This is a genomic window from Actinotalea soli (assembly GCF_017565425.1).
In the GTDB taxonomy this organism is placed as follows: Bacteria; Actinomycetota; Actinomycetes; order Actinomycetales; family Cellulomonadaceae; genus Actinotalea; species Actinotalea soli.
The window spans coordinates 173,283-192,326 of the sequence record NZ_JAGEMK010000003.1 but is presented as its reverse complement, the minus strand read 5'-3'; the positions used below and the strand labels follow the sequence as shown (position 1 = coordinate 192,326).

The window sequence follows — 19,044 nt, the reverse complement described above, 5'->3', positions numbered from 1 at the left end:
CCCGCTCAGGCCCCCGCGCGCTCCCGGCGCAGCCGGCGTCGTCGGGCCGCCCACCGGGTGCCGAGCAGGCCGTGCCGCGGGCTCGCCAGGTACACCACCGTGAAGGCCGCGCCCTGGGCCAGGACCACGGTGCCACCCGGGGCCGTGTCGAGGTAGTAGCTCGCGTACAGGCCGATCACCGCGCAGCTCGCCGAGACGACCGGGGCCAGCACGAGCATCCGGCCGAAGCGATCGGTCAGCAGGTACGCGGTGGCCCCCGGGATGATCAGCATCGCGACCACGAGGACCACCCCCACCGCCTGCAGGGCCACCACGGCCGTGAGGGCCAGCAGGCCGAGGAGCACCGCGCCCAGCAGCCGGGGACGCAGGCCGATCGCGTGGGCGTGGGTGCGGTCGAAGGCGTACAGGGTGAAGTCCCGGCTCTTGAGCACCAGCACCGCGAGCACGACCGCCCCGAGCACCATGACCTGCGTGAGCTCGGGCCAGGACACCCCCAGCAGGTTGCCGAAGATGATGTGGTTGAGGTCCGTCTGCGACGGCGTCACCGAGATGAGCACGAGGCCCAGGGCGAAGAGGGTCGTGAAGACGATGCCGATCGCGGCGTCCTCCTTGACCCTGCTCGTGTCTCGCACCACGCCGATCAGGCCCACCGCGAGGAAGCCGAAGACCACCGCCCCCAGGGCGAAGGGGGCCCCCACCACGTAGGCGAGCACGACGCCGGGCAGCACCGCGTGGGCCACCGCGTCCCCCATGAGGGACCAGCCGATGAGCACCAACCAGCAGGACAGCACGGCGCACACCACCGAGGCGATCAGGGTGGTCAGCAGAGCCCGGACCATGAAGTCGTAGGCCAGCGGGTCGAGCAGCAGGTCGAGGACGGTCGTCGCGAGGGTGCTCACCGCTCAGCCCTGCCGTCCAGGCCGAGGCCGAAGGCCATCGCGAGGTTCTCGGGACGCAGCACCTGCGCCGTCGGGCCGTGCAGCAGGACCCGCCGCATGAGCAGGGCGGCCTCGTCGGCGAGCTCGGGCAGGGCATGCAGGTCATGGGTCGAGACGACGATCCCGGCCCCCTCGGCGGCGAGCTCGCGGAGCAGGCGCACCATGGTGGCCTCGGAGTCCCGGTCCACCCCGGCGAAGGGTTCGTCGAGGAGCAGCACCCGGGCCCCCTGGGCGATGCCTCGGGCCACGAAGGCGCGCTTGCGCTGACCACCCGAGAGCCGACCGATCTGTCGCGAGGCGAGCGGGGCCACGCCCACCCGCTCGAGGGCCGCGTCCACGGCCTCGTGGTCACCCCGTCGCGGTCGCCGCGTCAGGCCGAGGTGCCCGTACCGGCCCATCATGACGACGTCGCGCACGGTCAGCGGGAAGGACCAGTCGACCTCCTCGGACTGCGGGACGTAGGCCACGGCCCCCGCGCGCCGGGCCCGTGCCGAGGTCCCGCCGTCCACCGCGACGGTGCCGTGCTCGGGGGCGACCAGACCCATGATCGTCTTGAACAGCGTGGACTTGCCCGAGCCGTTCATCCCGATCAGACCGCAGACGCGCCCGGGCTCGACGCGCAGGCTCGCCCGGTCCAGGGCCAGGACCTCGCCGTAGTGCACGGTGACCTCGCGGACGTCCACCGCCGGGGCAGGCGCGGTGGCCACGTCAGCCACGGTCCCCGGCCGGCTCGCCGGTCAGCCCCTCGACGATGACGTCGGCGTCGTGCCGCAGCAGGTCCAGGTAGGTGGGCACCGGGCCGTCGGGCTCGGAGAGGGAGTCGACGTACAGGACCCCACCGAGCTCGGCCCCCGTCGCCTCGGCCACCTGGCGCATCGCCGCGTCCGAGACGGTCGACTCGCAGAAGACCGCCGGCACCTCGTCACGCTCGACCAGCTCGATCACCTCGACGACCTGCCGGGGCGTGGACTGCTGCTCGGCGTTGACCGGCCACAGGTAGACCTCGTCGAGCCCCGCGTCCCGCGCGAGGTAGGAGAACGCGCCCTCGCAGGTGACCAGGGTGCGCTGGTTCTCGGGCAGGGCGACCAGCCGCTCGACCATGCTCTGGTGCACGGCCGCGAGCTCCTCGGAGTAGGCCGCGCCGTTGGCCGCGAACTCCTCGGCGTTCGTCGGGTCCAGGGCGCTCAGCGCGTCGACGATCGCGTCGACGTAGCGCTGGGCCTCGACCGCGCTCATCCAGGCGTGCGGGTTGGGCAGCCCGGCAGCGACGTCCCCGGTGATGTCGATCGGCTCGACCTCCTCGGTGAGGACCACCCGCGGCACGTCGAGGTCTGCGACGAACTGCTCGAACCACGCCTCGAGGCCCAGACCGTTGTCCAGGACGAGATCGGCCCGCGACGCGCGCCGGATGTCACCCGGGGTGGGCTCGTAGCCGTGGACCTCGGCCCCGGGCTTGATGATCGACTCGACCCGCACGTGGTCCCCGGCGACGTTCTGGGCCATGTCGGCGAGCACCGTGAAGGTGGTCAGCACCAGGGGGGCGTCCTCGGAGGCGTTCCCGCCAGGTGCGTCGCCGTCCGCCGCGCAGGCGCTGAGGCTCAGGGCGAGCGCGGCGCCGACCGCCAGGACGCCGAGGTGGCGAGGGCGGGGCGGGCGCGGTGCGCGAGACGGGTTCGGCTCGGGGAGCATGGCGCGACTCTAGTGTTCGAGGGGTCGAACCGCGAGAGTTCGCCGTACCGAAGTCGCTTCCCGCGGGCGCGTCCCCTCGGGTCAGGGCTGGGTCGAGCTGGGCTCCTCCGGAGGGGAGGAAGGAGCGGCAGACGGCGCCGTTGCCGTCTGCCGCCGGCCGAGCCTCCGCCGCACGGCGACCGCGACCAGGGCCACCAGGCCCAGGAGGATCAGCCACGGCAGGAGGACACCGAGGGCGAGGGACAGTCCCGCCAGGGTGCTGACCAGGGAGTCCCACCCGGTCGACAGGCCCCCGAGGAAGCCCCCGCGGGCCTCGATGGCGCTCGGGGGAGTGCTCCACAGGTCGAGCTCGAAGGTCGACATCGCGACCTGCTCCGACAGGCGCGACCGCTGCGACTCGAGGGACTCGAGCTGGGACTGCCGGTCGGTGAGCACCTGCTCGGCCTCGACGATCTCCTCGACGGACCCCGAGCGCTCCAGGAGAGCCTCGAGCCGCGAGATCGAGGTCCGCAGCGCGCGGATCCGGGCGTCGAGGTCCTGGGACTGCGCCGTCACGTCGTCGCTGCTCTGGGAGATCTGCTGGACCTCGCCCAGCTCCTCGAGGCGCTCGAGGGTCGTGGTCACCTCGGTCGCCGGGATGCGCACGACGAGCAGGGCGCTGGCATCGAGGTCCCCGTCGGCGCTGGTCTCCGAGCGCTGCTCGACCCACCCCCCCACGTGCTCGACGAGGCGGGCGGACTCGCGTGCTGCCTGCCGCGGGTCCTCGACGGTCATGGACACGTAGCCGGTGGTGATGACCTGCCTCGCGGACTCGCCGTCGCCGGAGGCCTCACCGCCGAGCCCGCCCTCGTCCAGGTCGGCGGTGGACTCCTCGCCCGCCGCGGCATCGTCGGTGGCGGTGCCGTCCTCGCCGGCGGCCCTCTCGTGCCCGACGTACCCGCCCGACGGCTCGGCGCCGGCGTCGGAGCCGGAGGTCGCGGAGCACCCGGTCAGGGCGAGAAGGAGGGCGACCATCACGGTCAGCAGGCGGCGCATGGGCCAAGGCTAGGAGCGCTGTGACCAGCGGAAGTGCAGGATCGGGCCATCGTGATCAATTCGTCATGAGGACCCCGCGCACGGTGATCGGACCGTGACCAAAGGCGTCCAGCATGTGAGGATCGAGACATGCCCGTGACCACGCCCCTGAGCTCCGCCCGATCCGCCGTGGCGCAGGCTCTCCTGGCCCGCGTCGCCGGGCCCGAGGCCACGGCCACCCGGGCGCGCATCCACGGCACGCCCGGTCCGCGCTGGTTCGCGGCGGACAGCCCGATCGGCCGGGTGCACGGGGACGCGTCCATGTTCGCCGGAGGGGTGCGGGCCCTGCTCCTGCAGTCCCTGCACCCACGGGCCATGGCGGCCGTCGCGGATCACTCGGGCTACCGGTCAGACCCGTGGGGGCGCCTCCAGCGCACCGCGACGTTCCTCGCGACCACCACCTTCGCGACGGCCGACGACGCCGCGCAGGCGGTGGCCATCGTGCGTGCCGTGCACGCGCACATCCGTGGGACCACCCCCGAGGGGGAGCCCTACGAGGCCTCCGACCCGCACCTGCTGCGCTGGGTGCACGTCGCCGAGGTGGACAGCTTCCTGCGCGCCCACCAGCGCCTCGGCCGCGAGCCCCTCGACGAGGCCGGCTGCGACGAGTACGTGGCCCAGAGCGCCGTCATCGCCCGGGCCCTCGGGGCCGAGGGGGTGCCCGTCACGGTCGCCGAGCTCGACGAGGTCCTCACGAGCTACCGCCCCGAGCTCGCACCCAGCGCGGCCGCGGCGGAGGCGGCCGAGTTCCTGCTGCGGCGCCCGCCCCTGCCCCTGCCGGCCCGGCCCGCCTACGCGCTGATCGCCGCCGCGGGGGTCGCGCTCATGCCGGCGTGGAGCCGGGAGCCGCTGGGCCTGCGGCCCGCCACGGCCCACGAGCAACGGTTCGGTCGCGTCGCGGGCCGGGTGGCGACAGGGACCATCCGTTGGGCCCTGGACCCGGTGGACCCCGTGCAGGTGCGCCCCGAGACCACCCCCGCCGAGACGTGAGCCTCGGCGCGTCCCCTCGGCAGAACCGGACAAAGCAGACAGAATCCTGCGGGTGATCATGCCCTCCTCCCCGCGCCTGCCGCACCGGTCCGGGCGCCTGCGCGCCGCGCTCCTCGCTCTTCTGCTCGGCGTGGTGCTCACCGGCCTCGGCGCCACCCCGGCCGCCGCCGGGCCCGCCGAGGACCTGCTCGCCAAGGTCAACGCCGAGCGTGCGGCCGTCGGCGCGGGACCGCTGAGGCTCGACGGTGCGATGAACCAGGTGGCCGGGGCGTGGAGCCAGGCCATGGCCGACGCCGGGGAGATGTCCCACAACCCGAGCTACGCGAGCCAGATCCCTGCCGGGTGGACCGCCGCGGCCGAGAACGTCGCGTGGAACCGTCCCGCCGACGTCGCCGGGCTGCACACGGCGTGGATGAACTCCGCGGGGCACCGCGCGAACATCCTCAACCCGGCCTTCACCGACGTCGGCATCGCCGTGGTCGTCGTCGACGGGAGGGCCTGGGGGACGCAGGTCTTCGCGGCGTACGGGGCGCCGCCCCCGGCTCCGGCCCCGGCCCCGGTCGAGGAGCCGAGCGCCCCCGCCCCTGCCCCCGCGCCGGAGCCGGAGCCCGCCCCGGCCGAGCCTCCGGCCCGGGCTGCGCCGGCCGAGGGTCGGGACGCGCCCGAGGAGGAGGTGGCCGAGCCGGCAGAGCCGGAGCCCACCCCTACCCCGACGCCGACCCCCGCACCGACCCTCACGGCGACGGCCGCCCCGGCACCGACGCCGACCCCCTCCCCGTCGGCGAGCTTGGTCGCTCGGGCCGAGGCCGAGCGTGCGGCGACCGGCGTGCCCGGGCCGGTGACCCTCGGTCTCGGTGCCCTGGGGGCGCTGGCCCTGGGTGCCGCGGTGCTCCTGCTGCGGCGACGCGCGCAGGGCGGGAGCGCGAGCGAGGTCGGCCCGTCCGGCGGTGATCCCGAGCCCTAGGCCGGACGGGTGGGTGCCGTGGCCCCAGGCCGAGCCCACATCGCCCGGACCGTAGGGTGGCGTGGTGAGCATCCCCGACCCTGATCCGGCTCCGGCCCTGTCGATGCGCGGGCTGGTCAAGAGGTTCGGCGCGACGGTCGCCGTCGCGGGCCTCGACCTGGACATCCCGGCGGGCTCCTTCTACGGCGTCGTCGGTCCCAACGGGGCCGGCAAGACGACGACCCTGTCGATGGCCACGGGCCTGCTGGTCCCTGACGAGGGGTCGGTCCTGGTGCACGGGGTCGACGTGTGGGGTCGGCCGCGGGGTGCGGCAGCGTCCCTGCTCGGCGTGCTGCCCGACGGGCTCCGGCTCTTCGACCGGCTCACCGGCGCCGAGCTCATCAGCTACGCGGGGATGCTGCGCGGGATGGACCGGGAGGTCGTGGCCGAGCGCCGCGACGACCTGCTGCAAGCCCTCGACCTCGTCGGCGCGGGCTCGACCCTCGTCGCGGACTACTCGGCGGGGATGACCAAGAAGGTCGCCCTCGCCTGCGCCCTGGTGCACGCCCCGCGGCTGCTCGTGCTCGACGAGCCCTTCGAGGCGGTGGATCCTGTCTCGGCGGGGGCGATCCGGGGCATCCTGCAGCGCTTCGTCGAGGCGGGCGGGACGGTCGTGCTCTCGAGCCACGTGATGGCCCTGGTCGAGCGGCTGTGCGACCACGTGGCGGTGGTCGCGGGCGGTCGGGTGCTCGCGGCCGGGACGGTCGACGAGGTGCGCGGCGGTCAGGACCTCGAGGAGCGGTTCGTCGGGCTGCTGGGTGGCGGCCTCGAGCACGCGGAGCTGACGTGGTTGCGACCCTCCTCCGGCTGAGGCTGCGTCTGCTGCTGCACACCCTGCGGCGGGAGGGGTGGCGCATCGTCCTGCTCGTGGTCGGCCTGCTGTGGGCGCTCGCCTCGTCCCCGTCCGTGCTGGGTGGGATGGTGTGGCTGTCTCGTCAGCCGGTCGAGGTGGTGCACGACGTCCTCGTCCTCGTGGGCACCGTCCTGGTGCTGGGGTGGGCCGTGGTGCCCCTCCTGGTCCCCGGCCTGGACGACTCCCTCGACATCGGCCGGTTCGCGACCTTCGGGCTGCGGGCCCGGCGGCTGGTCCCCGGGCTCCTGGTCGCCGCGCTGCTCGGGGTCCCGACCCTGGTGACCTTCCTGGGGAGCGCGGCGCCGGCGCTGGCCTGGCTCGGTCCGGGCCGTGAGCTCGGCGTGCTCCCCGCCGTGCTGGCCCTGGCCCTGGCCCCGGTGGCCGGGCTCACCTGCGTGCTCGCCTCGAGGCTGAGCACGGGCCTCGCGGCGAGGGTGCTCGGCTCGCGCCGCTCGCGGGAGATCAGTGCGGTGGGCGGGGTGCTCGTCGCCGGGTTCGCGGTGCCGGTCGTGGTCGGCGTCGCGGCCCTCGGCCTGGAGGGAGCCCTCGAGCGGGTGCCCGCTGTCGCCGCGGTGCTGGGCTGGACCCCCCTCGGCGCGGTCTGGGCGGCCCCGGCGGCCCTCGCCGACGGCGAGGTGCTCGGAGCCCTCGGACGGGTGGTCGTCGCGGTGGGCACCGTGGTGCTCGCGGCCCGGGCCTGGGCCGTCCTGCTCGACCGTGCCCTGGTCAGCCCTCCGGCCCGGGGTGGGCAGTCCCGTCGTCGTCGGGACGTCGTCCTCGGCCGCGAGGGTCTGGGCCTGCCCGCGGTCGCCCGGCCTGCCCTCGCGGTGACCCGGCGGGCGCTGCGCTACTGGACCGCCGACCCCCGCTACCTCAGTGCGCTGCTGGGCTCGGTGGCGGCCCCGCTGATCATCGTCGTGCTCGCCGGGACGGTCATCGACGCACCGGCCGCCGTCGCCCTGAGCATCGCGCCCCTGATGGGCGGGACGATCGGCTGGGGCCGGCACAACGACGTCGCCTTCGACGGCACCGCCCTGTGGATGCACGTGGTGGCCGGCGTCCCGGGCTGGGCTGACCGCGCGGGGCGCACCCTCGCGACCCTCGCCTGGTCGGTGCCGGTCGTCGTCGGGGTCGCCGTCGTGGGCTCGATGGTCGCGGGACGGGTCGACCTGCTCCCGGCCTCCCTCGGCGCAGGGCTCGGCGTGCTCTGCGGCGGGCTCGCCGTCTCGGCCGTGGCGAGCGGGGCGCTCATCTACCCCGTGCCGGCCGCCGGGGCCAACCCCTACGCGGCGCAGATGGGGGCCGTGGGGGCGAGCCTCGTCGCCCAGCTCGTGACCTCGGTGGCGACCCTCGCGCTGTGCGTGCCGGTGCTCGTGGCCTTCGGTGCCGCGATGTGGTGGGAGCCGGCGATGGCCTGGGTCACCCTCGGTGTCGGAGTGCTGGGTGGGGCGCTGGTCCTCGGCGCGGGCGTGGCTCAGGGCGGGCGCGTGTACGACGCGCGGTCGGTGCGGCTCCTGGCCCGTCTCTCCCGGTGAGCGAGCACACGGTGACCGCGTCGGAGCGCCGTCGTAGACTCGTCGCCATGAGCGAGCCGATGCCCCCCTCGACCGGCCCGGAGGACCCGGGCACCCCCGGATCGGGGACGTCGACGAGCGTGCTCGAGCGCACCGAGACCCGCGAGGAGGTCGAGCCCGGGGACCGCGAGCGGTTCTCGCACTACGTGCGCAAGGAGAAGATCCTCGACTCGGCGCTCTCGGGCAGCCCCGTGGTCGCGCTGTGCGGCAAGGTGTGGGTACCGGGTCGCGACCCCAAGAAGTTCCCCGTCTGCCCCATCTGCCAGGAGATCTACGAGGGCCTGCGCGCCCCGCAGGACGGCGGGGACGGCTCCGGCTCGGGCGACTCCTCCGGCGGACGGTGACGCCCCAGCACGACGCCGCGCGCCACCCCTCGACCGACGGCTCCCCGTCGGCGGGGTCCTCCGCGAGCGTGTCCACCCCGTCGTCCTCGGCCGCCTCGCACCTCTCGCCAGCCTTCCCGGCGCGCGCCCCGTGGGGGACGGCGAGCAAGCTCCGCGCCTGGCAGGCCGCTGCCCTCGAGGCCTACGAGAGCCGCCACCCGCAGGACTTCCTCGCCGTCGCCACCCCCGGGGCAGGCAAGACGACCTTCGCGCTGCGGGTCGCGACCAACCTCCTCGAGCGAGGCGTCGTCCGGCGCGTCACGGTGGTCGCCCCGACCGAGCACCTCAAGCGCCAGTGGGCCGACGCCGCCGCGAGGGTCGGCGTCCACCTGGACCCGAACTTCCGCAACAGCCAGGGTCGCCACGGCGCCCACTTCGACGGCGTGGCCCTGACCTACGCCCAGGTGGCCAGCAAGCCCGCCCTGCACGCCGCCCGCACCGCGGCGGCCCCCACGCTGGTCATCCTCGACGAGGTGCACCACGGCGGGGACGCGCTCTCCTGGGGGGACGCCGTGCGCGAGTCCTTCGAGGGGGCCACCCGGCGCCTCGCCCTCACCGGCACGCCCTTCCGGTCGGACACCTCGGCCATCCCCTTCGTCGAGTACGCCGCCGACGCCCACGGCATCCGGCGGTCGGTCGCCGACTACGTCTACGGCTACGGCGACGCGCTGCGGGACGGCGTGGTCAGGCCCGTGATCTTCCTGTCCTACAGCGGGCAGATGCGCTGGCGCACCCGGGCCGGGGACGAGGTCTCGGCCCGCCTGGGCGAGGACATGACCAAGGACATGACGGCGCAGGCCTGGCGCACCGCGCTGAACCCGCAGGGGGAGTGGATCCCCTCGGTGCTGGCGGCTGCCGACCGCCGGCTGTCCGAGGTGCGGCGCACCGTGCCCGACGCCGGGGCCCTGATCATCGCGACCGACCAGACCGACGCCCGCGCCTACGCCGCTCACCTGCGGTCGATCACCGGTGAGGCCCCCACGGTCGTGCTCTCGGACGACGACGGCGCCTCGGACCGCATCGACGAGTTCTCCGCCGGGACGAGCCGGTGGATGGTCGCGGTCCGCATGGTCTCCGAGGGCGTCGACGTGCCGCGCCTCGCGGTGGGCGTCTACGCCACGTCGACCGCGACGCCGCTGTTCTTCGCCCAGGCCGTCGGCCGGTTCGTACGGGTCCGGCGCCGGGGCGAGACCGCGTCCCTCTTCCTGCCGAGCGTTCCGCAGCTGCTGGCCCTCGCGGCGACCCTGGAGCTCGAGCGGGACCACGCCCTGGACCGCCCGCTGCCCGAGGAGGGGGAGGTCGGTCTCGCCGACGACCTCCTCGCCGCGGCGAACCGCGCCGAGAGCGCCTCGGACACGGTGGGGGCGGACGGGATCCCGGGTACCTTCCAGGCCCTCGAGGCGCAGGCGAGCTTCGACCGCGTCCTCTTCGACGGCGGCGAGTTCGGCACGGGTGCCGAGGTCGGCTCGGAGGAGGAGCAGGACTTCCTCGGGCTGCCCGGCCTGCTCGACGCCGACCAGGTGAGCACGCTGCTCCGGCAGCGCCAGGCCCAGCAGGTCAGCGGTGCCGCTGCGCGGCGTGCCGCCGAGCCCGAGGTCGACCACCGCCGTCTGGTCGAGCTCCGCAAGGAGCTCAACACCCTGGTCGGGGCGTGGGCCCGCCGCAGCGGTCAGCCCCACGGCTCGGTGCACACCGAGCTGCGGCGTCGGTCCGGCGGTCCCGAGGTGGCCCTGGCGACCGTCGAGCAGCTCGAGAAGCGCACCGCCCTGCTGCGGGACTGGTTCGTCGGCCGACGCTGAGCGGCTTATACCAGGGCAAGCCGACCTTCGCGCGACTTCACCGTTCAGGATGCGAGGCGCCTCAGAGGCTGCCAACGTTAGGTCACGAGCCGCTGGGCTTCCCCCAGACGGTCCACATGCAGAAAGGGCTCGTCATGCCTACTTGGTTGATCATTCTTCTCGTCGGTGTCGTCCTGCTGGTCTTCGGCGTTGCCGTCGAGGCCGCGCAGTTCCTCATCTGGATCGCGATCATCGTTCTCGTCGTCAGCCTGATCCTCGGGCTCGTGGGGCGCGGCAAGGCCAAGGTCTAGCCGCAGGTCGCGGGCCTCACGGCCCGCGCCGCCGTCACCCCGTGACGGCACGCAGATCGACGAAGGTCCGGGGACCGGTGGCGAGAGCCGCCCGGTCCCCGGACCTTCGTGCGTCGGGGCGCGGTTCGACGGGTTCGTGACCGGCGGGGGTGTGGCGGGCCGGCGCGCTCAGCCCGGAAGCACCAGGCCCGAGGTCGGGATGGCCGGGTCCCCGGCCGAGAGGCGCCGTGCCCCGCGCGGCAGCTCCTCGCGGGAGGCCTCGTGCCGCCGGGCCGCGATCGTGACCCCTGCCGCCCCCGTCCACCGGGAGTCGATCGCCCCTTCGACGACGAGCGGCACGTGCAGCCCCCGCAGGTCCTCGCGCTCGGGCTCCCAGGCGGTGACGGCGTGGTCGAGCCCGCTCACCACGACCTCCTCGACCGCCCGGCCGTCCTGGTCGAGGCTGCGCGCCGCGACCTTGCGGCCGCCCTGGCTGCTCTTGGCCCCTGAGGCCTTGGCCACGGGCTCGAGGGTGCCGTCCCGTCCCTCCCGGGCGACGAGCTTGTAGACCATGCCGCAGGTCGGTGCCCCGGAGCCGGTCACCACCGAGGTGCCCACGCCGTAGGAGTCCACCGGCGCGGCCGCGAGGGCGGCGATCGCGTGCTCGTCGAGGTCCGAGCTCACCACGATCCGGGTGCTCGTCGCCCCCAGGCGGTCGAGCTGGGCGCGCACCTCGTGCGCGAGGGTGGGCAGATCGCCCGAGTCGAGCCGCACGGCGCCGAGGCCGGTCCCGGCGGCGGCCACGGCCCGCTCGACGCCGCGCGTCACGTCGTAGGTGTCGACCAGGAGGGTCGTGCCGGGGCCGTGCGAGGCGACCTGGGAGGCGAACGCGGTCTCCTCGTCGTCGTGCAGCAAGGTGTAGGCGTGGGCCGCGGTGCCGATCGTCGGCAGGCCGTAACGGCGTCCCGCCTCGAGGTTGGAGGTCCCGGCGAAGCCCGCGACGGCGGCCGCCCGGGCGGCGGCGACGGCGGCCTGCTCGTGAGCACGCCGGCTGCCCATCTCGAGGCACGGACGGTCGACGGCCGCACTCGTCATCCGGGAGGCGGCCGAGGCGACCGCGGAGTCGTAGTTGAGGACGGAGAGCACGAGGGTCTCGAGGACCACGGCCTCGGCGAAGGTGCCCTCGACCGAGAGCACGGGGGAGCCGGGGAAGAAGCACTCGCCCTCGGCGTAGCCCGTGATGGATCCGTTGAACCGGTAGCCCGCGAGGAAGTCCAGGGTCCGCCGGTCCACCATCTGCTCCCGGCTGAGGTAGGCCAGCTCCTCGTCGCCGAAGCGGAACGCGGCGATCGCCTCGAGCGCGCGTCCCGTGCCCGCGACCACGCCGTACCGACGTCCTGCGGGGAGCCTGCGGGCGAAGACCTCGAAGACGCAGTGCCGGTCCGCGGTGCCGTCCGCCAGGGCGCCCTGCAGCATGGTCAGCTCGTACCGGTCGGTGTGCAGCGCCGTGGAGGGGCGTCCCGCCCCGGTGCGCGGGGTGGACGCCGGAACCGTCCAGGGGGCCTCGCCCGAGAGGGCCGGGGCCGACGGCGAGGGCAGCTCTGCGCTCATGGGATCACCGTAGGGCGGGGGCGCGGCAGGCACGAACCGTGACCACCGCGGCCCTGCTGGTGCCGGGGGGCCTCACGCTGCCTAGAGTGAGGTCGTGAGCACCGTGACCGCCTCGTCGGCCCCGCTCGAGGACGTGGACCTCGGCGAGGCTGCCGTCGTCGACGGCTGGAGCACGGTGGTGTGGAACGACCCCGTCAACCTCATGAGCTACGTCACCTACGTGTTCCGGAGCTACTTCGGGTACAGCACCCAGCGGGCCGAGCACCTCATGCGCCAGGTGCACGAGGACGGTCAGGCGACGGTCTCGCGCGGGAACCGCGAGCAGATGGAGATCGACGTCCAGGCCATGCACGGCTACGGCCTGTGGGCGACCGTCCAGCCCGGGACCCCGTGATGCAGGGCTTCCGCCGCGAGGGGGATGCCTACGTGGCCCGGCTCGACGCCGCCGAGCGGGCCGTCCTGCTCGACGTCGTCGACGACGTCGTCAGCCTGCTCGCCGAGGGTGGGCCCAGCTCGGTCGCCCGGGGCAGGGCCGCGGCGTCGCACCCGTTGGACGCGCTGCGCATGGAGGCCGAGGACGTCCAGACCCCGACCGACCCGGCGCTGCGCCGGCTGCTCCCCGACGCCTCGGTGGACCCCGAGGTCACGGCCGAGTTCCGCCGGCTGACCGAGGCGGACCTGCGCACCGCCAAGACCGACCACCTGCTGCGGCTGCGGGCTGCTCTCATGGCCGCGAGCCTCGACGTCGTCGTCGTGCCGAGCGAGGCCCCGCGCATCGCGGCGGCGCTGACCGACGTGCGGCTGGTGGTCTCCGAGCGTCTCGAGGTGCGCACCGACGCCGACGCCGACGCGCTCTACCACCTGATCGGCTCCGACCCCGAGCCCTCCGACGTCGCGGACCCGCGGGCCCAGGTGGCCCGGCGGTTCCTCGCCACCGTGTACGTGGTGCTGAGCCTGCTCCAGGAGTCCCTCGTCGAGCTCATGCTCGAGGCGCTGCCCGAGGTGGGGTCCGAACCGGGCTAGGCTCGGGCGCGTGAACGACGCGCCGATCGGGATCTTCGACTCCGGTGTCGGGGGCCTCACGGTCGCGCGCGCCGTGCTCGACCAGCTCCCGCACGAGTCAGTGCTCTACATCGGGGACACGGCCAACGGGCCCTACGGCCCCAAGCCCCTCGCCGCGGTGCGGGCCCACGCCCTCGAGGTCATGGACGACCTGGTCGACGCGGGGGTCAAGATGCTCGTCATCGCGTGCAACAGCGCCTCGGCCGCCGTGCTGCGCGACGCCCGGGAGCGCTACACCCAGCGTCGCGGGCTGCCCGTGGTCGAGGTGATCCTCCCCGCGGCGCGGCGCGCGGCCGCGGCGACCCGCAACGGCCGTGTGGGGGTGATCGGCACCCGCGCGACGATCGGCTCGCGCGCCTACGACGACGCGCTCGCCGTCGCCGCAGGCATCAGCCTCACCTCGCAGGCGTGCCCCGAGTTCGTCACCCTGGTCGAGGCGGGCACGACGTCGGGCCCGCAGGTCCTCGAGGTCGCCCGGCGCTCCCTCGAGCAGGTCCGCGAGGCCGATGTCGACACGCTGGTCCTCGGGTGCACGCACTACCCGCTGCTGACCGGGGTGATCTCCTACGTGATGGGCGAGCAGGTGACCCTGGTGTCGAGCGCCGAGGAGACCGCCAAGGACGTGTACCGCACCCTCGTGGCCCACGACCTCGAACGCGACCCGAGCCTGGGACCGCCCGAGCACCGCTTCCTCGCGACCGGGGACGCGGACGGCTTCGCGACCCTCGCCCGGCGCTTCCTGGGCCCCGAGGTGCTCGCGGTCGAGACGGCGACGAGTCTGCGATGAGGCTCACGGTGATCGGCTGCGCAGGGTCCTTCCCCGGACCCGAGTCGGCGTCCTCCTCCTACCTGGTGCAGGCCGACGACGAGGCTGGGCGCACCTGGAGCCTGCTGCTGGACCTGGGCAGCGGCGCGCTGGGGCCCCTGCAGCGCTACTGCGACCCCGTCGACCTCGACGCGATCGGGCTCTCGCACCTGCACCCCGACCACATGGCCGACATGTGCGGGCTCTACGTCTACCTCAAGTACCGGCCGCGGGGGCACGGCGGCCATGCCGAGGGCGCGGGCACCGGGGCGCGGCGGGGCCCGCTCGACGTCCACGGCCCCTTCGGCACGGCCTCGCGTCTGGCAGCGGCCTACGGGCTCGAGCCCGGCGAGTCGATGACCGACCAGCTCGCCGTCCACGCCTGGCAGCCCGGTCGCCCGATCCAGGTGGGTCCGCTGACCCTGACCCCGGTGGCCGTCGAGCACCCCGTGCCGGCCTACGGGGTCCGCGTGACCGGGCCCTCGGAGCGGGACCCGACCCGCCGGGTGACCCTCGCCTACACCGGGGACACCGACAGCTGCCCGGGCCTCGACGCCCTGGCGAGGGAGGCCGACGTCCTGCTGGCGGAGGCCGCCTTCGTCGAGGGCCGGGACGACGACGTGCGGGGGATCCACCTGACCGGTCGCCGGGCCGGGCAGGCCGCGGCCGACGGCGGTGCGGGGCGGCTCGTGCTGACCCACGTCCCGGCCTGGAACCCGCCCGGCGCGGCCTACGACGAGGCCGTCGCGGTGTACCCGGGCCCGATCGACCTCGCCCGGCCGGGCATGGTCGTCGAGCTCTGATCCCGGGCGTCACCGCCTGCACCTAGGCTCGGGGGATGACCTCCGACGCCGCATCCCCCTCCTCCTTCCTCCTGCGTGCGGACGGCCGCCGCGCCGACGAGCTCCGGCCCGTGACGATCACCCGGGGCTGGCTCGACGCCGCCGAGGGCAGCGTCCTGGTCGAGTTCGGCCGCACCCGTGTGCTGTGCGCAGCCTCCTTCACCGACAGCGTGCCCCGGTGGCGCAAGGGGTCGGGGGAGGGCTGGGTCACGGCCGAGTACGCGATGCTGCCGCGCTCGACGAGCACCCGCAGCGACCGTGAGTCCGTCAAGGGGCGCATCGGTGGCCGCACCCACGAGATCTCGCGGCTCATCGGCCGCTCGCTGCGCGCCGTCATCGACGTCAAGGCCCTCGGGGAGAACACCATCGTGCTGGACTGCGACGTCCTGCAGGCCGACGGCGGTACCCGGACCGCGGCCATCACGGGTGCGTACGTCGCGCTGGCGGACGCCGTGGCCTGGGGCCAGCGGTCCGGGGCGGTCCGCAGCACCAAGCCGGTGCTGCGGGACTCGGTCTCCGCGGTCAGCGTCGGCATCATCGACGGCACACCCATGCTCGACCTGCCCTACGTCGAGGACGTGCGGGCCGAGACGGACATGAACGTCGTCGTGACGGGCTCGGGGCAGTTCGTCGAGGTGCAGGGGACCGCTGAGCAGGCGCCCTTCGACCGCCGCGAGCTGGACGTCCTGCTCGACCTCGCCCTCGCGGGTACCACCGAGCTGAGCCGGGTGCAGGCCGAGGCGCTGGCCGGCGGGACGACCGCGTGAGCGCACCCCGCCTGGTCCTCGCGACCCACAACCAGCACAAGCTCGGCGAGCTGCGCGCGATCCTGGGCCCGGTCGTGCCCGGCCTGGCCGCCCAGGAGGTCGTCGGTGCCGGGGAGGTCGGTGGTCCCGAGCCGGTCGAGGACGGGGTCACCTTCGCCGAGAACGCCCTCATCAAGGCCAGGGCCCTCGTGGCCCACACCGGGCTCCCGGCCGTCGCGGACGACTCGGGGCTCGCGGTGGACGTGCTGGGTGGTGCACCCGGCATCTTCTCGGCGCGGTGGTCCGGGCGGCACGGGGACGACGCGGCCAACCTCGCGCTGCTGCTGGCCCAGCTCGCCGACGTCCCGGCCGCGCACCGCGGCGCGCAGTTCACCTGCGCCGCGGCCCTGGTGACGCCGGCCGGGTTCGAGCACGTCGAGACCGGTGCGCTACGCGGACGGCTCACCACGGAACCGCGCGGCGAGGGCGGTTTCGGCTACGACCCCGCGCTCGTCCCTGAGCTCCAGCCCGCGCGGGCGGGTGACGCCGAGCTCACCTGCGCCGAGCTCACGGCCGAGGAGAAGAACGCGATCTCCCACCGCGGCCAGGCCTTCCGCGCGCTGGCCCGGGTGATCGCCGAGCAGCTGGGGACCTGAGGTGGCCGCACAGGCACGCGGCGCTGGTCGACGCGCACGAGGCCCCGCTCTCGGCGACGGATCGACGGTCTCGGCGGGGGTCGTGCACGTGGCCGCCAAGGACGTCGCCGTCGGGCACCCGGGGCGACCCGTCCTGGCCGGGGTGACGTTCACGGCCGCGGCGGGGGACCGCGTCGGGCTGGTCGGGGAGAACGGCACCGGGAAGACGACGTTGCTGCGGGTGCTCGCCGGGCGGCTCGAGCCCACCGCGGGTGAGGTCCGCCGGGTGGGGAGCCTCGCCGTCGTCGAGCAGGAGCTTGCCCTGGGCGAGGGGCTCACCGTCGGGGACCTGGTCGAGGAGGCCCTGGCCGACGCGCGGGCCGCGGCGGTCGAGCTCGAGGCGGCCACGGCAGCGGTCGACGCCCTGGGCGGCGAGGCCGAGGGGCGCGACGAGGGCCCCGCCACCCGGCTCGCCCAGGCCCTGGCCCGCGCCGAACGGCTCGGCGTCTGGGACGCGGACCGGCGTGCCGACGAGGCGCTGAGCCGGTTCGGGGCTCCGCGGGACCGCAGCCGTCCTTTGGCCTCGCTCTCGGTGGGGGAGCGCTACCGGGCCCGTCTGGCATGCAGGATCGCCCAGCGGGCCGACGTCCTCCTGCTCGACGAGCCCACCAACCACCTCGACGCCTCGGGCATCGAGCACCTCACCGAGCAGCTGCGCACCTGGCCTGGTGCCGTGGTGATCGTGACCCACGACCGACGGCTCCTCGACGACATCATGACCGCGATCGTGGACCTCGACCCGTCGATCGACGGCCGCCCGACGGTCTACGGGGCCACGAGCTACGCGGCGTACCGCTTCTCCCGCGACCAGGCCCTTCGACGCTGGCGGCAGCGCTACACGGCCGAGCAGGCGCGCCGGGAGAAGCTCGCGGAGCGGCTCGACGCCTCCTACGAAGGTCTCTCGGACGAGTGGCGGCCGCCCAAGGGGAGCGACAAGCACCGGCGCGCGACGCGGGCCAGGATCCACGTCAAGGCGGCCGACCGGCTCGTCGAGCAGCTCGAGGCCCAGGCCGTCGAGGTTCCCGCGCCACCCCTGACGCTGGCCTTCCCCGACCTGCCCGCGATGCCCCCGGGCGGGGATCCGGCACACCCGCTGGTCGAGGTGCGTGGCCCGCGGGTCCCGGGCCGGCTTGACCTCCCCGGGGTCCGGGTCGGCCTGCCGCCCTGCGGGCGGTTGCTGGTCACGGGGCCCAACGGCGCGGGCAAGTCGACGTTGCTCGGGGTGCTCGCCGGGACGGTGCCGAGCCTGCGCGGCGTGCGCGCTGTGCGGCCCGGCGTTCGGCTGGGCCTGCTGGGGCAGGACGACGCGACGACCCAGGACTCCCCGGACAGCACGGGGTTCGAGGCCTACGCCCGGCGTGCCCTGCGCCTGCTCGAGGCGGGAGCCCTCGACCCCGAGCAGCTCGTCGCGGTCGCCGGGCTGGGGCTGCTGACCGAGGAGGACCTCGACCGTCCCCTGGGGGAGCTGTCCCTCGGGCAGCGCCGACGGTTCGACCTCGCCGGGGCCCTGCTCGCCGCGCCGCACGTGCTGCTCCTCGACGAGCCGACCAACCACCTCTCGGTGGCCCTGGTCGACGAGCTGACCGACGCCCTGCGCACCACGAGCGCGGCCGTGGTGGTCGCGACACACGACCGCGCCCTGCAGACCGACCTCGCCGACTGGCCTGTGCTCGACCTCAGCGGAGGCTGAGGTCAGCGCAGCCGACCGACGTGGGCCATCGCCTGGCGGAGCAGGTACCCGTGGCCCCCGGTCATCTCGACCTGCACCTGCTCGGCGCAGGCCTCCTCGGGGGTCATCCACGCGAGGTCGAGGGCGTCCTGCTGGGGCTCGCAGTCCCCGGAGACCGGCACGACGTAGGCCATCGACACCGCGTGCTGACGGGGGTCGTGGTACGGCGTCACGCCGGGGGTGGGGAAGTACTCGGCAACCGTGAAGGGTTGCGGGGAGGCCGGCACCTGCGGCAGGGCCACCGGCCCGAGGTCCTTCTCGATGTGCCGCAGCAGGGCGTCGCGCACGCGCTCGTGGTAGAGCACGCGACCCGAGACCAGGGCCCGGGTCATCGCGCCGTCGTGCGAGACCCTCAGCAGCAGTCCCACCGCGACCACGTCCCCGCTCTCGTCGACCCGCACGGGCACGGCGTCCACGTAGAGCATGGGGAGGCGCGACCGGGCAGTCGCGATGTCGGCCTCGGAGAGCCACCCGTCGGGGGTGTGGTCCTCGGGGTAGTCGGCGGTGTCGGTCATGGCAGGAGCCTACGGCCGCGGAATACCAGGACGTCGGCGACGTTCACGCAGAGACACGAATCAGGGAGGAATCACCCATGCCGACGATCGAGCTGACCGAGACCGAGTTCGAGAAGACCGTCACCGAGAACGACATCGTCCTCGTGGACTTCTGGGCCGAGTGGTGCGGACCGTGCAAGCGCTTCGGCCCCGTCTTCGAGGAGTCCTCGCAGTCCCACCCCGACGTGGTGCACGCCAAGGTCGACACCGAGGCCGAGCAGGGCCTGGCCGCCGCCGCCCAGATCACGTCGATCCCCACGCTGATGGCCTTCCGCGAGGGCATCCTGGTGTTCTCGCAGGCCGGCGCGCTGCCCGCCCCTGCCCTCGAGCAGGTCGTCACGGCCGTCAAGGGCCTGGACATGGAGGACGTGCGCGCCCAGCTCGCGACCCAGCAGGCCACCGCCGAGGCCTCGGGTCCGACTGACTGA

The 19,044-nt window shown here is 74.6% G+C and carries 21 protein-coding genes; 15 read left to right on the top strand and 6 right to left on the bottom strand.

Going from position 1 to position 19,044, the window contains the following annotated elements; translation table 11 throughout:
- Window positions 1-5: 5 nt before the first annotated feature.
- From J4G33_RS07820 to J4G33_RS07805, 4 genes are all read right to left on the bottom strand, one after another.
- Window positions 6-839 carry a metal ABC transporter permease gene (locus tag J4G33_RS07820; protein WP_208055629.1) on the bottom strand — a complete coding sequence of 278 codons (834 nt, stop codon included), beginning with the start codon at window positions 837-839 and terminating at the stop codon, window positions 6-8.
- A gap of 56 nt (window positions 840-895) precedes the next feature.
- A complete protein-coding gene (locus J4G33_RS07815) occupies window positions 896-1,645 on the bottom strand; it encodes a metal ABC transporter ATP-binding protein (protein ID WP_208055378.1) in 750 nt (249 codons plus the stop codon).
- A gap of 1 nt (window position 1,646) precedes the next feature.
- On the bottom strand, window positions 1,647-2,627 hold the full coding sequence (locus J4G33_RS07810; protein WP_208055377.1) for a metal ABC transporter substrate-binding protein: 981 nt from the start codon (window positions 2,625-2,627) through the stop codon (window positions 1,647-1,649).
- An 81-nt stretch (window positions 2,628-2,708) separates the two neighbouring features.
- A complete protein-coding gene (locus J4G33_RS07805; protein WP_208055376.1) occupies window positions 2,709-3,662 on the bottom strand; it encodes a DUF4349 domain-containing protein in 954 nt (317 codons plus the stop codon).
- 129 nt (window positions 3,663-3,791) lie between these two features.
- Here J4G33_RS07805 and J4G33_RS07800 point away from each other — a divergent pair, with 129 nt between their 5' ends.
- The 7 genes from J4G33_RS07800 to J4G33_RS07770 all read left to right on the top strand — a co-directional run bounded on the left by J4G33_RS07800 (window position 3,792) and on the right by J4G33_RS07770 (window position 10,593).
- Window positions 3,792-4,691: an oxygenase MpaB family protein gene (locus J4G33_RS07800; protein ID WP_208055375.1), complete on the top strand. Its 900-nt coding sequence runs from the start codon at window positions 3,792-3,794 to the stop codon at window positions 4,689-4,691.
- 58 nt (window positions 4,692-4,749) lie between these two features.
- On the top strand, window positions 4,750-5,655 hold the full coding sequence (locus J4G33_RS17605) for a CAP domain-containing protein (protein WP_305852920.1): 906 nt from the start codon (window positions 4,750-4,752) through the stop codon (window positions 5,653-5,655).
- Window positions 5,656-5,758: 103 nt separating this feature from the next.
- Window positions 5,759-6,505: an ABC transporter ATP-binding protein gene (locus J4G33_RS07790; RefSeq protein ID WP_208055628.1), complete on the top strand. Its 747-nt coding sequence runs from the start codon at window positions 5,759-5,761 to the stop codon at window positions 6,503-6,505.
- Complete coding sequence (locus tag J4G33_RS07785; RefSeq protein ID WP_208055374.1) at window positions 6,481-8,082, top strand: hypothetical protein; 1,602 nt, start codon at window positions 6,481-6,483, stop codon at window positions 8,080-8,082. The genes J4G33_RS07790 and J4G33_RS07785 overlap by 25 nt, the downstream gene beginning before the upstream one ends.
- A gap of 47 nt (window positions 8,083-8,129) precedes the next feature.
- The gene (locus J4G33_RS07780; RefSeq protein ID WP_208055373.1) at window positions 8,130-8,465 is read left to right on the top strand and encodes a DUF3039 domain-containing protein; all 336 of its coding nucleotides are present in this window, start codon (window positions 8,130-8,132) and stop codon (window positions 8,463-8,465) included.
- A 68-nt stretch (window positions 8,466-8,533) separates the two neighbouring features.
- Window positions 8,534-10,303: a DEAD/DEAH box helicase gene (locus tag J4G33_RS07775; RefSeq protein ID WP_307793831.1), complete on the top strand. Its 1,770-nt coding sequence runs from the start codon at window positions 8,534-8,536 to the stop codon at window positions 10,301-10,303.
- Between the two features lie 134 nt (window positions 10,304-10,437).
- On the top strand, window positions 10,438-10,593 hold the full coding sequence (locus J4G33_RS07770; protein ID WP_208055371.1) for a hypothetical protein: 156 nt from the start codon (window positions 10,438-10,440) through the stop codon (window positions 10,591-10,593).
- Between the two features lie 168 nt (window positions 10,594-10,761).
- On the opposite strand, the gene J4G33_RS07765 is transcribed toward J4G33_RS07770, so the two are convergent.
- A complete protein-coding gene (locus J4G33_RS07765; protein WP_208055370.1) occupies window positions 10,762-12,183 on the bottom strand; it encodes a nicotinate phosphoribosyltransferase in 1,422 nt (473 codons plus the stop codon).
- 103 nt (window positions 12,184-12,286) lie between these two features.
- On the opposite strand from J4G33_RS07765, the gene clpS reads away from it, so the two are divergent.
- From clpS to J4G33_RS07730, 7 genes are all read left to right on the top strand, one after another.
- Window positions 12,287-12,577 carry an ATP-dependent Clp protease adapter ClpS gene (clpS, locus tag J4G33_RS07760; RefSeq protein ID WP_372435041.1) on the top strand — a complete coding sequence of 97 codons (291 nt, stop codon included), beginning with the start codon at window positions 12,287-12,289 and terminating at the stop codon, window positions 12,575-12,577.
- Window positions 12,577-13,206 carry a DUF2017 family protein gene (locus tag J4G33_RS07755; RefSeq protein ID WP_208055368.1) on the top strand — a complete coding sequence of 210 codons (630 nt, stop codon included), beginning with the start codon at window positions 12,577-12,579 and terminating at the stop codon, window positions 13,204-13,206. The genes clpS and J4G33_RS07755 overlap by 1 nt, the downstream gene beginning before the upstream one ends.
- 10 nt (window positions 13,207-13,216) lie before the next feature.
- The gene (gene murI, locus J4G33_RS07750; protein WP_208055367.1) at window positions 13,217-14,032 is read left to right on the top strand and encodes a glutamate racemase; all 816 of its coding nucleotides are present in this window, start codon (window positions 13,217-13,219) and stop codon (window positions 14,030-14,032) included.
- Window positions 14,029-14,853, top strand: coding sequence for an MBL fold metallo-hydrolase (locus J4G33_RS07745; RefSeq protein WP_208055366.1), 825 nt, complete (start codon window positions 14,029-14,031; stop codon window positions 14,851-14,853). The genes murI and J4G33_RS07745 overlap by 4 nt, the downstream gene beginning before the upstream one ends.
- A 35-nt stretch (window positions 14,854-14,888) precedes the next feature.
- On the top strand, window positions 14,889-15,659 hold the full coding sequence (gene rph / locus J4G33_RS07740; protein WP_305852919.1) for a ribonuclease PH: 771 nt from the start codon (window positions 14,889-14,891) through the stop codon (window positions 15,657-15,659).
- On the top strand, window positions 15,656-16,294 hold the full coding sequence (gene rdgB / locus J4G33_RS07735; protein WP_208055365.1) for an RdgB/HAM1 family non-canonical purine NTP pyrophosphatase: 639 nt from the start codon (window positions 15,656-15,658) through the stop codon (window positions 16,292-16,294). Before rph ends, rdgB begins: the two co-directional genes overlap by 4 nt.
- 82 nt (window positions 16,295-16,376) lie before the next feature.
- On the top strand, window positions 16,377-18,023 hold the full coding sequence (locus J4G33_RS07730; RefSeq protein ID WP_208055626.1) for an ABC-F family ATP-binding cassette domain-containing protein: 1,647 nt from the start codon (window positions 16,377-16,379) through the stop codon (window positions 18,021-18,023).
- Window positions 18,024-18,025: 2 nt separating this feature from the next.
- On the opposite strand, the gene J4G33_RS07725 is transcribed toward J4G33_RS07730, so the two are convergent.
- Window positions 18,026-18,577, bottom strand: a complete 552-nt coding sequence (locus J4G33_RS07725; RefSeq protein WP_208055364.1) for an NUDIX hydrolase family protein — start codon at window positions 18,575-18,577, stop codon at window positions 18,026-18,028.
- A gap of 77 nt (window positions 18,578-18,654) precedes the next feature.
- Here J4G33_RS07725 and trxA point away from each other — a divergent pair, with 77 nt between their 5' ends.
- On the top strand, window positions 18,655-19,044 hold the full coding sequence (trxA, locus tag J4G33_RS07720) for a thioredoxin (protein WP_208055363.1): 390 nt from the start codon (window positions 18,655-18,657) through the stop codon (window positions 19,042-19,044).

What these genes read in the sequence shown, in the direction of transcription:
- J4G33_RS07820 (WP_208055629.1), bottom strand. Translation starts at nt 839, where the DNA reads ATGGTCCGGGCTCTGCTGACCACCCTGATCGCCTCGGTGGTGTGCGCC.
- J4G33_RS07810 (WP_208055377.1), bottom strand. Translation starts at nt 2,627, where the DNA reads ATGCTCCCCGAGCCGAACCCGTCTCGCGCACCGCGCCCGCCCCGCCCT.
- J4G33_RS07805 (WP_208055376.1), bottom strand. Translation starts at nt 3,662, where the DNA reads ATGCGCCGCCTGCTGACCGTGATGGTCGCCCTCCTTCTCGCCCTGACC.
- J4G33_RS07800 (WP_208055375.1), top strand. Translation starts at nt 3,792, where the DNA reads ATGCCCGTGACCACGCCCCTGAGCTCCGCCCGATCCGCCGTGGCGCAG.
- J4G33_RS17605 (WP_305852920.1), top strand. Translation starts at nt 4,750, where the DNA reads ATGCCCTCCTCCCCGCGCCTGCCGCACCGGTCCGGGCGCCTGCGCGCC.
- J4G33_RS07790 (WP_208055628.1), top strand. Translation starts at nt 5,759, where the DNA reads ATGCGCGGGCTGGTCAAGAGGTTCGGCGCGACGGTCGCCGTCGCGGGC.
- J4G33_RS07780 (WP_208055373.1), top strand. Translation starts at nt 8,130, where the DNA reads ATGAGCGAGCCGATGCCCCCCTCGACCGGCCCGGAGGACCCGGGCACC.
- J4G33_RS07770 (WP_208055371.1), top strand. Translation starts at nt 10,438, where the DNA reads ATGCCTACTTGGTTGATCATTCTTCTCGTCGGTGTCGTCCTGCTGGTC.
- J4G33_RS07765 (WP_208055370.1), bottom strand. Translation starts at nt 12,183, where the DNA reads ATGAGCGCAGAGCTGCCCTCGCCGTCGGCCCCGGCCCTCTCGGGCGAG.
- J4G33_RS07755 (WP_208055368.1), top strand. Translation starts at nt 12,577, where the DNA reads ATGCAGGGCTTCCGCCGCGAGGGGGATGCCTACGTGGCCCGGCTCGAC.
- J4G33_RS07745 (WP_208055366.1), top strand. Translation starts at nt 14,029, where the DNA reads ATGAGGCTCACGGTGATCGGCTGCGCAGGGTCCTTCCCCGGACCCGAG.
- rph (WP_305852919.1), top strand. Translation starts at nt 14,889, where the DNA reads ATGACCTCCGACGCCGCATCCCCCTCCTCCTTCCTCCTGCGTGCGGAC.
- J4G33_RS07725 (WP_208055364.1), bottom strand. Translation starts at nt 18,577, where the DNA reads ATGACCGACACCGCCGACTACCCCGAGGACCACACCCCCGACGGGTGG.
- trxA (WP_208055363.1), top strand. Translation starts at nt 18,655, where the DNA reads ATGCCGACGATCGAGCTGACCGAGACCGAGTTCGAGAAGACCGTCACC.